The 13317-nt window shown below is 65.7% G+C and carries 9 protein-coding genes; 3 read left to right on the top strand and 6 right to left on the bottom strand.

Annotated features, from left to right (window positions below; genetic code table 11):
• Nucleotides 1-254 precede the first annotated feature (254 nt).
• Nucleotides 255-3359 (top strand): Rne/Rng family ribonuclease, encoded by a 3105-nt coding sequence (locus tag AC27VE_RS15490; protein ID WP_488704370.1) that lies wholly within the window; start codon nucleotides 255-257, stop codon nucleotides 3357-3359.
• A 154-nt stretch (nucleotides 3360-3513) separates the two neighbouring features.
• Here the strand turns inward: AC27VE_RS15490 and AC27VE_RS15485 are convergent, their stop codons facing one another.
• The 5 genes from AC27VE_RS15485 to argE all read right to left on the bottom strand — a co-directional run bounded on the left by AC27VE_RS15485 (nucleotide 3514) and on the right by argE (nucleotide 8558).
• The gene (locus AC27VE_RS15485; protein WP_488704369.1) at nucleotides 3514-4062 is read right to left on the bottom strand and encodes an acyloxyacyl hydrolase; all 549 of its coding nucleotides are present in this window, start codon (nucleotides 4060-4062) and stop codon (nucleotides 3514-3516) included.
• 236 nt (nucleotides 4063-4298) lie between these two features.
• A complete protein-coding gene (accD, locus tag AC27VE_RS15480; RefSeq protein WP_088587972.1) occupies nucleotides 4299-5177 on the bottom strand; it encodes an acetyl-CoA carboxylase, carboxyltransferase subunit beta in 879 nt (292 codons plus the stop codon).
• A 35-nt stretch (nucleotides 5178-5212) separates the two neighbouring features.
• Complete coding sequence (gene trpA / locus AC27VE_RS15475) at nucleotides 5213-6076, bottom strand: tryptophan synthase subunit alpha (protein WP_427957245.1); 864 nt, start codon at nucleotides 6074-6076, stop codon at nucleotides 5213-5215.
• 3 nt (nucleotides 6077-6079) lie between these two features.
• A complete protein-coding gene (gene trpB / locus AC27VE_RS15470) occupies nucleotides 6080-7279 on the bottom strand; it encodes a tryptophan synthase subunit beta (RefSeq protein ID WP_006223809.1) in 1200 nt (399 codons plus the stop codon).
• Between the two features lie 127 nt (nucleotides 7280-7406).
• Nucleotides 7407-8558: an acetylornithine deacetylase gene (argE, locus tag AC27VE_RS15465; protein WP_006223808.1), complete on the bottom strand. Its 1152-nt coding sequence runs from the start codon at nucleotides 8556-8558 to the stop codon at nucleotides 7407-7409.
• Nucleotides 8559-8692: 134 nt separating this feature from the next.
• Between argE and AC27VE_RS15460 the strand changes: the two genes are divergently transcribed.
• Nucleotides 8693-10006, top strand: coding sequence for an MFS transporter (locus tag AC27VE_RS15460; protein ID WP_488704368.1), 1314 nt, complete (start codon nucleotides 8693-8695; stop codon nucleotides 10004-10006).
• A 41-nt stretch (nucleotides 10007-10047) separates the two neighbouring features.
• Here the strand turns inward: AC27VE_RS15460 and AC27VE_RS15455 are convergent, their stop codons facing one another.
• Nucleotides 10048-12342, bottom strand: a complete 2295-nt coding sequence (locus AC27VE_RS15455; protein ID WP_006223806.1) for a RelA/SpoT family protein — start codon at nucleotides 12340-12342, stop codon at nucleotides 10048-10050.
• 126 nt (nucleotides 12343-12468) lie between these two features.
• On the opposite strand from AC27VE_RS15455, the gene AC27VE_RS15450 reads away from it, so the two are divergent.
• Nucleotides 12469-13302, top strand: a complete 834-nt coding sequence (locus AC27VE_RS15450; RefSeq protein ID WP_488704367.1) for a M90 family metallopeptidase — start codon at nucleotides 12469-12471, stop codon at nucleotides 13300-13302.
• The last annotated feature ends 15 nt before the right edge of the window (nucleotides 13303-13317 follow it).

Genomic DNA, 13317 nt, shown 5'->3' with positions numbered 1-13317 from the left:
CTGCGTGTAGGCAACCAATCCGACCGCAACTGCCGTTCACAGCAATTTTTCCGTCAAACCACATTCAGTGAAGCTGACCCTCCTGCTGACAGAACCCCGTGCCCCACGGCACGACGTGCCCGCCTGACCCGCGGCGGATACGCCTGGGCGCCGCCCAGGTACGGTCCGCATTTCTTGCCCGCTTCAGCCGCAGCCCGAGTGACCCGAGGTCACGCGCCGATATCGGCGCGTCATGACAACGGAGAAACCCTCTCATGAAGCGCATGCTGTTCAATGCGACGCATCAGGAAGAATTACGCGTCGCAATCGTCGATGGGCAAAAACTCATCGACCTCGACATCGAGACTGCCGGCCGCGAACAACGCAAAGGCAACATCTACAAAGGTGTCATCACCCGGATCGAACCCGGCCTGGAAGCTTGCTTCGTCAACTACGGTGAAGACCGTCACGGCTTTCTGCCCTTCAAGGAAGTTGCCCGCAGCTTCTTCAAGGAAGGTGTAGATGTTCGTAGCGCCCGCATCCAGGATGCGCTGCGCGAAGGCCAGGAACTGATCGTTCAGGTCGAAAAGGAAGAGCGCGGCAACAAGGGCGCTGCCCTGACCACGTTCATCTCGCTGGCTGGCCGCTACCTGGTGCTGATGCCCAACAACCCCCGTGGCGGTGGCGTTTCGCGCCGCGTCGAGGGCGAAGACCGTCAGGAACTGCGCGACACGATGGAGCAGCTTGAGCTGCCCCAGGGCATGAGCATCATCGCCCGCACGGCCGGCATCGGCCGCAACGTCGAAGAGCTCCAGTGGGACCTGTCCTACCTGTTGCAGCTGTGGACCGCCATCGACGGCGCTGCCCGCGACAACTCCGCGCCCATCCTGATCTACCTGGAATCCAGCCTGGTCATCCGGGCCATCCGCGATTACTTCTCGCCCGAAATCGGCGAGATCCTGATCGACACCGACGAGATCGCCGACCAGGCCACCGCCTTCATGAGCGTGGTGATGCCGGACAACGTCCAGCGCGTCAAACGCTACCGAGACGACATCCCGCTGTTCTCGCGCTTCCAGATCGAACACCAGATCGAAACGGCGTACTCGCGCACCGTGACGCTGCCCTCGGGCGGCGCCATCGTGATCGACCACACCGAAGCGCTGGTTTCCGTCGACGTGAACTCGGCCCGCTCCACGCGCGGCGCCGACATCGAGGAAACCGCGCTGCGCACGAACTCCGAAGCGGCCGACGAAGTGGCCCGCCAGTTGCGCTTGCGCGACCTGGGCGGCCTGATCGTCATCGACTTCATCGACATGGAAGACAGCAAGAACCAGCGCGCCGTCGAACAGCGCCTGCGTGATGCCCTCCATTTCGACCGTGCCCGCGTGCAAATGGGCAAGATCTCGCGCTTCGGCCTGATGGAACTGTCGCGCCAGCGCCTGCGTCCGGCCCTGAACGAAGGCTCGCACATCACCTGCCCGCGCTGCAACGGCACCGGCGTGATCCGCGATGCCGAATCCAGCGCCCTGCACGTGCTGCGCCTGCTGCAAGAAGAAGCGATGAAGGAAAACACCGCGGCGGTCCACGCCCAGGTGCCGGTGGACGTTGCCACCTACCTTCTGAACGAAAAGCGCGCCGACATCACCAAGATGGAAGCCCGCCTGAAGGTCAACCTGATGCTGATCCCCAACAAGCATCTGGAAACGCCGCACCACCACATCGAGCGCCTGCGCCACGACGATCCGCGACTGGAAGAACTGAAGACCAGCTTCGAGCTGGTTGAAGCGCCGGCCACGGACGCGCCCTGGCAGCCGCGCGAAAGCGAGATCAAGGCCCGTCCGGAAGCGCTGGTCAAGGGCATCACGCCCTCGCAGCCCGCTCCCGTCTCGACGCCCGCAGCCCCGGTCGCCGCTCCCGCAGCGCCCGCCGCAGCAGGTGGCCTCGGCGGCCTGTTCAAGCGCCTGGTCGGCTGGCTGACCGGCAATGCCGACACCGCCAAGCCCGCCCCCGCCGCCCAGGAAGACAGCGCCAAGCGCGCGGCCTCCGGCCGTGGCGGCAAGGGCCGCAGCGGCCATGACGGCCAGGAACGCCGCGGCGAACGCCACGGTTCGGACCGCAACCGCAACCGTCGCGGCGAATCGCGTGCCGAAGGCGCTGAAGGCAGCGAAGGCGGCCGCCATCACGTGCGTGGCAACCGTCGCCCCGAAGGCGAACGCGGCGAGCGCCAGGAACGTGGCGACCGCGGCAACCGCAACGAACCGCGCGGCGACCAGGCTGCACAGGCAGCCCTGGCCTCCAACCGCCCCGACCAGGCTGACCTGGCCAATGGCGACGACACCGGCGCTGGCCGCAACCGCCGCCGTGGCCGTGGCCGCAATCGCCGTGAAGAAGGCCAGTCCGACGCGCCGATGAGCGAACAGGAAAGCATGGTGGCCGCGCTGGCGCAAAGCGTCGCGACCGCCCTGCCCGACACCAAGCCGGCTGCTGAAGCCACTGTGGACGCGGCCGACGCCGCCGAGCAGACCGCTGACGGCATCCCGACGGCAGAAGGCGCCGAAGGCGCAGCCGATCCGGAACGCAAGCGCCGTCGCCGCCGCAGCCGCCGTGGCCGCCGCAGCCCGGACGAAGCAGGCTTGGCTGGCAGCGACGAGCAACTGGAAGACGGTTCGGATGACGACGCCGGCGAACAAGCCGAAGGCGTCGCGACCCAAGCCGCTCCTGCTGCTCCGGCTGCCCCGGCCCAAGTTGCAGAAGCCGCTCCGGTGACCGCCGAACAGGCCACCCCGGCTCAGACGCAAGCCGTCCAGACCAAGGTGACGGAAGCCCAGGTCGTTGAAGCCGCACCGGTGCAAACCCAAGTGGCCGCCCCGCAGGTCGAAGCCCAGGTGGTCGAAGCCCAACAGGCAGACACCCCGAAGGCCGAACCCGTGCAAGCTGCAGCCGCTCCCGTGGCCCAACCCGTGCAAACGGCTGCCCCGGAAGTGACGCAGCCGGTCGCCGTGGAACCCGCCAGCCAGGTGTCCGCACCTGCGCAGGTCGTTGCCCCCGTGGAAACCGCTGCCGCGGAACCCGTCGTGACGGCCCCCGCGCCGGTGGTTGAAGCCGCCGCTCCGGTCGCTGCCGCGCCGGCCGCCGCCCCGGCTGACGCACAACAGCCGATCGTGGTGCCGGCAACGGCCCCGACGGCCAAGGCCCAAGCCTTGCACGACGTGGTGAACGCCGCTGGCCTGAAGTGGGTGGAAACCGATCCGGACCGCCACGCCCAGACCCAGCTGCGCATCGCCGCCGCGCATACGCCGACCCGCCTGGGCCGTGAGCGCAAGCCGGTTGCGACCGTCTCGAACGAACCGCTGGTTCAAGTCGAAACGCGCCACTAAGCCGCTCGCGCGACAAAAAGCCCCCATCGCATGATGGGGGCTTTTTTTTGCCTAAGGCCGCCCCGACGCGCTCGGTGCCAGCCGCAGCGGCAAGACCACAAGCCGAAAAAAAGCCCTCGTGGTCGAGGGCTTCAAGATTGCAGCTGAGCTGCGCTCAGAATTGGTAGGTATACGTCAGCTGGACCATGTCCAGCCCCGGGTTCGGGCGCTTGATGCTGGCGTTGGAGAAGTGCGAATAGCGCACGCCGATACGGTTGTTCGGGGTCAGGAGGAAGCCCATGCCGACGTGGTCGCCGAACTGGAAGGCGGTACTGATGTTCTCATTGGCGAAGCGCGTGCTGGAGAACACTGTGGCGCCGATGCCAGCCTCCAGATAGAAGCGTTCGCCTGTCCACCACCGGAACATCGGGATGGCGTTCAACTGCCAGACATGGCCCGGCGAACGCGAACCGTCCGCCCACCAGTAGGACGCGCCAAGTTCAGGCGTCAGGTCCAGACGGCCCCAATTGCCACCGAACTGGTAGGTCCAGACCGAAGGGGTTTCGTAGTTCAGCGTGAAGCGCTGATAGTGGTCGCCGATGCCGTAATGCATACTGACCCCGCCTTGCGTGCCCTCGGACGATTGCGCGCTGGCCACGGTGGCGGCGCCGGCAAGCGCCAAACCGATAAGGCAGGTAAGCATTTTCTTCTTGGTCGACAGCATAGGTAACTCCGTAGAATTCTGGTCTAACCGGCAACATATCAAAATCCGGGCCGCATGGCTTGGCTATTGTCGCAATATGGCAACAATTCGAGGTGGAAAACACTGTTCCGAAAAACGTGGTCACACCCGATACAAGATCCGGCCTGCGGCACAACAATTATGCGGCTGGCCAACAACGAAAATGCCGCCGACAGCACCAGGCTGACGACGGCATTTTTTGACGCGGCGAAGGCGGATTAGACGGCGGTGACGACGTCCGCCGGCTGATTGGTCAACAGCGCCAGCAGGCGGGCGATTTCCTCGCGCAGCTGGCGGCGGTCGATGACCATGTCGATGGCGCCCTTCTGCAGCAGGAACTCGGCGCGCTGGAAGCCTTCAGGAAGCTTCTCGCGCACGGTCTGTTCGATCACGCGCGGGCCGGCAAAGCCGATCAGCGCCTTGGGTTCGGCGATGACCACGTCGCCCATGAAGGCGAAGCTGGCCGACACGCCGCCCATGGTGGGGTCGGTAAGCACGCTGATGAATGGCAGGCCCGCCGCCGACAGGCGCGTGAGCATGGCGTTCGTCTTGGCCATCTGCATCAGCGACAGCAGGCTTTCCTGCATGCGCGCGCCGCCGGAGGCAGCCACACAGATGAACGGCGTCTTGTTGTCCAGGGCGGCCTGGGCGCCGCGCGCAAAGCGCTCGCCCACCACCGAGCCCATGGACCCGCCCATGAATTCGAATTCAAAGCAGGCAAGCGTCGCGGGCACGCCGCGGATCGAGCCGCTCATGACCACCAGCGCATCGGTTTCACCGGTTTGCTTGACGGCCTCTTGCAGGCGCTCGGGGTACTTGCGGGTGTCCTTGAACTTCAGCGTGTCCACGGAACGCGTGGTCTGGCCGATTTCGACGCGGCCTTCCATGTCCAGCAGCGAATCGATGCGGGCACGGGCGCCGATGCGCATGTGATGGTCGCACTTGGGGCACACATGCAGATTGGCCGCCAAGTCTTCGCTGTACAGCACCGATTCGCACGACGGGCATTTCACCCAAAGGCCTTCGGGCACGCGGCGGGCGCCGCTGTCGCTGGTCTTATTGATGCGAGGAGGCAGGAGTTTTTCGATCCAGCTCATTGATATTTCATCCCGTGTGAGGTCGCGCCCGCCGTTCAGGCCGACGCGTTTTCTCGTTTTACTTGATCCAGCGCGAGCCGGATGGTGCGCAGCCAGCCGCTGGCGGCGGTGACTGCAGCGTCGGTTTTCTGGGCAGCCGGGGCGTCAGCCACCGCCTGCTCCATCGTTTCAATCAGTTTGCTGCCGATGACGACCGCATCGGCCACGCGCGCCACGCGTTGGGCGCTTTCCGCGTCGCGGATGCCGAAGCCGACACCCACCGGGATGTTGCGCACATGGCGGCGGATGACGGCCACACGTTCGGCGACGTCGTCGGTATTCAGCGAGCCCGAGCCCGTGACGCCCTTGAGCGACACGTAATACACATAGCCGCGCGCCACTTCCGCCACGGCCTGGATCCGGGCCTCGGTGGAGGTGGGAGCCAGCAGGAAAATGGGGGCAATGCCATGTTCACCCAAGGTCGCGGCGAACTCGATGACTTCTTCAGGCGGGTAGTCCACGACCAGCACGCCGTCCACGCCCGCGCGTTCGGCGTTGACGGCAAATGCCGTCTGGCCCATGCGCTCGATCGGGTTGGCGTAACCCATCAGCACCACGGGGGTGGTGGTGTCGCGTTGGCGGAATTCAGCCACCAGCTCCAGCACGCGGGTCAGGCCCACGCCCTGCGCGATGGCGCGGTCGGCGGCGCGCTGGATCACCGGGCCGTCGGCCATGGGATCCGAAAACGGCACGCCGAGTTCGATCACGTCGGCGCCGGCCTCGACCAGCGCGTGCATCAGGGGAACGGTAGCGGCGGGCGACGGGTCGCCTGCCGCGATATACGGAATCAGCGCCGCGGCACGGCCGGATTCGGCGGTGCGCGCAAAGGCGGCGGCGATGCGATCAGTGCGAGTTGTCATTTGTTAGAGCTCGATACCGGCACGTTCGGCGACGGTATGCATGTCTTTGTCGCCACGGCCCGACAAGTTGACCAGGATGACGGCGTCGCGCGGCAGCGTGGGGGCCATCTTCGCGGCTTGCGCGATGGCATGAGACGACTCCAGCGCAGGCATGATGCCTTCGATGCGGCAGCAGTCGTGGAACGCCTTCAGGGCTTCATCGTCGGTGATCCCCGCATATTCCGCGCGGCCCGTGTCCTTCAGCCAGGCATGCTCGGGGCCGACGCCGGGGTAGTCCAGACCTGCGGACACGGAATGCGTTTCCTGGACCTGGCCATCGGCGTTCTGCATGACGTAGGTGCGGTTGCCGTGCAGCACGCCCACCTGGCCGGCGGCCAGCGATGCGGCGTGCTTGCCGCTGTCCATGCCCTCGCCCGCCGCTTCGACGCCGATCAGGCGCACGTTTTCATAGGGGATGTAGGGATGGAAGATACCCATGGCGTTCGAGCCGCCGCCCACCGCCGCCACGACGTAGTCGGGCTGGCGGCCGATGGCTTCAGGCATCTGTGTCAGGCATTCGTTGCCGATGACGGTCTGGAAGTCGCGCACCATGCGGGGATAGGGGTCGGGACCCGCTACCGTGCCGATGATGTAGAACGTGTTTTCGATGTTGGTGACCCAGTCGCGCATGGCTTCGTTCAGCGCGTCCTTCAGGGTGCGCGAACCGGAAGTGACCGGCACCACCGTGGCGCCCAGCAGCTTCATGCGGTAGACGTTCGACGCCTGGCGGCGGATGTCTTCGCTGCCCATGTACACCACGCATTCCATGCCGTAGCGGGCCGCCACCGTGGCCGTGGCCACGCCGTGCTGGCCGGCGCCGGTTTCGGCGATGACACGCGGCTTGCCCATGCGCTTGGCCAGGAGCGCCTGGCCGATGCAGTTGTTCACCTTGTGCGCGCCGGTGTGGTTCAGGTCTTCGCGCTTGAACCAGATCTGCGCGCCGCCCAACAGGTCCGACCAGCGGCGGGCATGGTAGACCGGACTGGGCCGGCCGACGAAATGCTTGAGCTCGTAGTTGAACTCTTCCAGGAAGGCGGGATCGACACGGTAATGGTCATAGGCGGCACGCAGCTCGTCGAGCGCGTGCATCAGCGTTTCCGCCACGAAAACACCGCCATAAGGGCCGAAATGGCCCTTGGCATCCGGAAAGTCGTAAGGTTTCACCAAGCATCTCCCCCGGTATCGCGGCAGACCACTGCCGGCCGCAAATCCGGTTTGCAACCCGTCATTTTACCTGACCCGGGCGCGGCCAGGGTGGGAAGCCCCTGCCCTGGCTGCACCCCGACGGCGCTTAGAGCGATTGGCCCAGGCGGCGCAGGAACGTCTCGCACGAGGCCATCTGGTCCAGGGCGACGTATTCGTCGGGCTTGTGGGCCTGTTCGATGTGGCCGGGGCCGCAGACGACCGTGGGAATGCCGATGCCCTGGAACAGGCCGGCTTCGGTACCGTAGGCCACCTTGCGGGTGGTGCGGTCTTCGGTCAGCGCGCGCACCAGCTGGGTGATGGCGGCTTCTTCCGAGGCTTCGAGGGCGGGGGCAGCCGCGCCGGTTTCGATTTCGATGCTGGCGCCGTCGAATTCAGCCTTCATGCGCGGCAAGAGCTCATCGCGCACGTATTTTTCGACTTCGGCCTGGATCTCGTCAGGTTGCATGCCCGGCAGGTTGCGGAATTCGTAGGTGAATTCGCACAGTTCGGGGATGGTATTGACCGCGATGCCGCCCCGGATCTGATTGGTGGTCATGGTGGAGAACGGCACGTCGTAGAACTGGTCGTACGGGCCGTTGGCCTTGAAGCTGTCGGCCAGATCGCGGATGCGGCAGATCAGGCGGGCAGCGTATTCGATGGCGTTGCAGCCGCGCGGGGTCAAGGACGAGTGCGCCGCCTTGCCGTGCACCTTGCAGCGGAAGAGATTGATGCCCTTGTGGGCCACGACCACCTGCATGCCGGTGGGTTCACCCACCACGCAGCCCTCGGGGCGGATGCCGCGTTCCAGCAGGTCGGCCAGCATGTACGGCGCGCCGGCGCAGCCGACTTCCTCGTCATAGGAGAACGCCAGGTGAATCGGCTTCTTGCGCGGCATGGCCAGGAATTCCGGCACCAGCGCCAGCGAACCGGCAATGAACCCCTTCATGTCGCAGCTGCCGCGCCCATAGAGCAGCCCGTCTTTCTCGACGAGTTTGAACGGGTCCGTGCTCCAGTCCTGGCCATCCACGGGCACCACGTCGGTGTGGCCCGACAGGACGATGCCGCCCTGCTGGTTGCCGTCCTGCGCAGGCAGAGTGGCGAACAGGTTGGCCTTGGTGCGCTCGGGATTGTGCGCCAGCCACGCATCGACGCCCTGGCCGCGGAGCCAATCGCGGACGGTTTCGATCAGGGCAAGATTGGAATTGCGGCTGGTGGTATCGAAACCCACCAGCGTTTCCAGCCAGGTGCGCGCGTTCATGTCACTTCTCTTTTGGGGGAAAACGGCAAGTGTAAAGCCAGGAAGCGCCCGCGTCTTGGACGGCCTTACCCACCGCTCACGGGTTAAGCGCCTAGAATGTCGCCCGGATTGGAAAATACCCCCAAGGAGAAACCGTGCAGCACAAAGCAGTTCCCACACGCAACATCGTGGCCGCAGTGATAGGCAACGCCCTCGAATGGTATGACTTCCTGGTGTTCGCGTTCATGACGCCGATCATCGCCAAGCTGTTCTTCCCGACCGACCCCAACCTGCCCGGCAGCGAACTGAACGCCATCCTGATGACGACCGCGATCTTCGGCGTCGGCTTCTTCATGCGCCCGGTGGGCGGCATCATCCTGGGCATGTACGGCGACAAGAAGGGCCGCAAGGCCGCGATGGTGATGGTGACCTCGCTGATGGCCGTGTCGATCGCACTGATCACGGTTGCCCCGACTTACCACGCCGCCGGCATCCTGGCCCCGATCTTCATCCTGATCGCGCGCCTTTTGCAGGGCTTCTCGGCGGGCGGTGAATTCGGCACGTCGACCGCACTGCTGATCGAAATGGCCCCCAACGGCAAACGCGGCTTCTACGGATCGTGGCAGATGGCCGGCCAGATGCTGGCGCTCTTGATCGGCGCGGCTTGCGGCACGCTGATCACCGAGTTCTTCACGCAGGAACAGATCGCCGCCTGGGCTTGGCGCATTCCGTTCGCCTTCGGCCTGGTCATTGTTCCCATCGCGATCTATATCCGCAAGAACATCGACGAAACCGAAGTCTTCAAGAAGATGCAGGAAGAAGACCGCCAGGCCGCCGCGCGCGGTGAAGTGCAACGCCTGAGCCTGGTGCAGATGGTCAAGACCCACACGCGCGAAACGATGATCGGCGTGGGCCTGGTCGTGACTGCGACGGTGTCCATCTACATTACCTTCACGTATCTGGTGACGTACTCCACGCAGATCCTGAAGCTGCCGATGAAAGACACATTCATGGTGCAGATGGCCGGCGCGGCGCTGATGGTGCTGATGACCCCGTTCATGGGCGCCTGGTCGGACCGCATCGGCCGCCGTCCGCTGGTGATCGGTTCGCTGATCGGTTACCTGATCGTGCTGTACCCGTTGTACTACTGGCTGTCGGATGCGCCGTCGATCGGCCGCCTGCTGACGGTGCAGATCGTGGTGTGCTTCTTCGTGTCGGCCTTCTTCGGCGTGTTCAGCACGGTGATGGCGGAATTGTTCCCGGCGCGCGTGCGCTCCGTGGGCCTGTCGCTGGCCTATAACGTGGCGGTGATGATCTTCGGCGGCTTCGCGCAGTTCATCGTGACCTGGCTGATCAAGACCACGGGTTCGCCGATGGCCCCCGCCTACTACGTGATGTTCGGCGTAGCGCTGGGTCTCATTGCCTCGTTCTTCATGCGCGAACGCGCGCACGAGAACCTGGACCACTAAGGCCACCTCCCCCACGGCCGTCCGGCCCTGGGGGCTTCGTCCTAACGGCGCGTCGCCGAGGACACGCCGGCCACTTCGGCCAAGGCGTCCAGCGCGCGGGCGAGCGATTCGCCCCCGCGCACTTCCACCGTGAACACCATGTGGGCCAGCGACTGCTTGCTTTGCGTATTCACGCCCACGACATTCAAGCGCAGCCGCGCGAAGACTTCGGACAGGTCGCGCAGCAGGCCCGAGCGGTCGTGCGCGCGCACGCTGATGTCCACGGGATAGAAGGTATCCGAGGTCTCGCCCCAGGCCACTTCGATCACGCGTTCGGGTTCGCGCGCCGCCAGCGCCAGGTAGCTGTGGCAATCGCTGCGGTGGATGGACACGCCGCGCCCCCGCGTAACGAAGCCGGCGATGGCGTCCGGCGGCGCCGGGCGGCAGCAGCGCGCCAGCTGCGTCAACAGCGACCCCACTCCCACCACCAGCACGCCGCTCTTGCCGCTTTTCTCGGCGCTGCCCGCACTGGCGTGGCGCAGCGCGGCCGGTTGCGGTTCGACGGCCGGCCCCGGTTGCTGGAATACGCTGTCGATCTGGCGCAGGCTGAACTCTTCCTTGGCCGCCGCCACGTACAGGTCGTCGGCGCGGGCAAAGCCCAGGTTCTGCGCCAGTTGCTCCAGGTTGACGGCCGTCTTGCCCAGCCGCTGCAATTCCTTTTCGACCAGCGCCTGCCCTTGGGTGATGCGCTGCTGCAGCTCGATGGCGTTAAACCACATGCGCACCTTGGCGCGCGCCCGCGGGCTGGCCAGGAACCCCAACTGGGGGTTGAGCCAGTCACGCGACGGTCCACCCGACTTGGCGGAAATGATCTCGACGGTCTGCCCCGTGGACAGCCGCGTCTGCAGCGGCACCATCTGGCCGTCGACACGGGCGCCGCGGCAGCGGTGGCCCAGGTCGGTGTGCAGGTGATAGGCGAAATCCACCGGCGTCGCGCCGGCGGGCAGTTCGATCACCCGCGCCTGCGGCGTCAGCACGTAGATGCGTTCATCGGTATGCGCGGGCGCCGTCACCACGTTGCGGTTCTTGCCCGGACCGGACTTGCCGGCGGCCGGTTTGGCGGCTTCCGGCTTGGCGGTTTCCGCGCCCGGTTCGGCGCCGCCTTCGACATCGCTGTTCCAGGCCAGCAGTTGGCGCATCCACGCCAATTGCCGGTCGTATTCGCTGGAGGCCGCCACTTGGCCGCCCTTGGCGCCGGCTTCCTTGTAGCGCCAGTGCGCAGCCATGCCGTATTCGGCGAACTGGTGCATTTCACGCGTGCGGATCTGCACTTCGAACGGCCGGCCGTCGTCGTCCGCCACGACCGTATGCAGCGATCGATAGCCGTTGGGCTTGGGCCGCGAAATGTAATCGTCGAACTCGTCGGACAGCGGCGTCCACATCTCGTGCACCAGCCCCAGCGCCGTATAGCAGGCGCGCACGTCCTCGACGATGATGCGCAAGGCGCGCAGATCGTACATCTGGGCGAAGTCCAGGCGCTTGACGCGCATCTTGTTCCAGATGCTGTAGATGTGCTTGGGCCGGCCGCTGACCTCGGCCTCGATGCCGGATTTGGACAAGGCGGTCTGCAGGCGATCGATGGCGCCGGCGATGAAGGCCTCGCGCTCGACGCGCTTTTCTTCCAGCAGGCGGGCGATCTGCTTGTAGCGGTCGGGTTCCAGGAAGCGGAAGGCCAGGTCTTCCATTTCCCATTTGATCTGCCAGATGCCCAAGCGGTTGGCGAGCGGCGCGTACAGGTCCAGCGTTTCGCGCGCAAAGGCGATGGAGCACGGAGCCTTGCTTTCGGCGTGCCAGCGTAGCGTGCGCAGCCGGGAGGCCAGGCGCATCAGCACGATGCGCAGGTCGGCCGCCATCGCCAGCAGCATCTTGCGCTGCATTTCCTTTTGCGAGCCGCTTTCAGCCTCGGCATCGCTGGCCTGGCGGGCCACCACACCCAGGCGCAGCAGCGCGCGGGTACCCTGTACCAGGCGTGCGACCTCGGCGCCGAACGCCGTGGCGACGGGGTCGTTGCGCAAGGCCGGCGCGGGCGCCATCAAGTCAGTAGGCAAGGCGGCCAGCAGCGCTGCGGCGCGCGTGGCGGCGTCGGTATGCAAGGCTGCCAGGATGCGGACGACGCCGGCGCCGTGGCTGGCCAACGGTTCACCCGTCAGCGCCTGTTGCCCTTCAAAACGGGGGATGGCCCAGGCAACCGCCTGGTCAATCAGCGCCATGCCGTCGGCGTCCAGGCCCGCCCCTACCTCCTGCCGCCAGGAAGCGTCGAAAGGCGAAGGCGCGTCGATAACAGGCGGGGCGGACATGAAGGGCGTCGTGCGTAGCGGGTTGATATCCCGACACTCTACACTAGGGCCTGTTAGCACTAGGGTCTGTTAACACTGAATGCCCCGCCGTCTCCCGGTATATAGAAGTAGAAGGAACCGAAGCTTATGTTGCGCTGGCTCAAGGGCCGGGGCGCCCGCCCTTCAGAGGTGGCCGAGATGCAGGCCCGGATCTCGCCCGAACTCTGGCGGCAGGTGCTGGATGCCCACCCCTTCCTGGCGGCGTTGAACGCCGACGAATCCGCCCAGTTGCTGGCGCGGTCGGCCTGGCTGCTGGCCAGCAAGACCATCAATGGCGCGCAGGGCATGGAGGTCTCGGACTTCATGCGCCTGTCCATCGCGGCGCAGGCCAGCCTGCCCATCCTGAACCTGGCGCCCGAACTGTATGAGGGCTGGGACGAGATCATCGTGTACCCCGCCAGCTTCCGCATTCCCCGTTCGCGCCAGGACGACGACGGCGTGGTCCACGAATACATCGAGGACGCAGCCGGCGAAGCCTGGGAAGGCGGCCCGCTGGTGCTGTCCTGGGAAGACACGCAGTTGTCCGACGGCGGCTTCAACGTGGTGATTCATGAATTCGCCCACAAGCTGGACCTGCGCTCGGGCTTTGCGGACGGCATGCCGTCGCTGGCGGCGCACCCGGATCTGAAGCCGAAAGTCTGGCGGCAGGTGCTGGACGACAGCCTGGACCGCTTCATCGCCGCGCTGGACGCGGTCGAGGCGGCCATCCCGCACGACGTGGACCCGGAAAGCGAGGAAGCGGACGCCTGGTATGGGCAACTGCCGATGGACCCGTACGCCGCCACCGACGAGGCGGAATTCTTCGCCGTCAGCTCGGAGCACTTCTTCGTGGACCCCATCCCCATGCAGCAGGCGCTGCCCGAATGGTATGGCTTGCTGCGGGCGTACTACCGGCAGGACACCCTGGAACGCTACGCATGAAGCAGCTGCTGATCG

It is taken from the genome of Achromobacter sp. 18P8.1.1 (assembly GCF_057799415.1).
The sequence above is the reverse complement of the archived record's forward strand: the minus strand, read 5'-3'. Positions and strand labels throughout refer to the sequence as shown.

Coding starts and splice junctions, on each gene's coding strand:
- argE (WP_006223808.1), bottom strand. CDS start 8,558: ATGAACGCGCGCACCTGGCTGGAAACGCTGGTGGGTTTCGATACCACC.
- accD (WP_088587972.1), bottom strand. CDS start 5,177: ATGAGCTGGATCGAAAAACTCCTGCCTCCTCGCATCAATAAGACCAGC.
- AC27VE_RS15450 (WP_488704367.1), top strand. CDS start 12,469: ATGTTGCGCTGGCTCAAGGGCCGGGGCGCCCGCCCTTCAGAGGTGGCC.
- AC27VE_RS15485 (WP_488704369.1), bottom strand. CDS start 4,062: ATGCTGTCGACCAAGAAGAAAATGCTTACCTGCCTTATCGGTTTGGCG.
- AC27VE_RS15490 (WP_488704370.1), top strand. CDS start 255: ATGAAGCGCATGCTGTTCAATGCGACGCATCAGGAAGAATTACGCGTC.
- AC27VE_RS15455 (WP_006223806.1), bottom strand. CDS start 12,342: ATGTCCGCCCCGCCTGTTATCGACGCGCCTTCGCCTTTCGACGCTTCC.
- trpA (WP_427957245.1), bottom strand. CDS start 6,076: ATGACAACTCGCACTGATCGCATCGCCGCCGCCTTTGCGCGCACCGCC.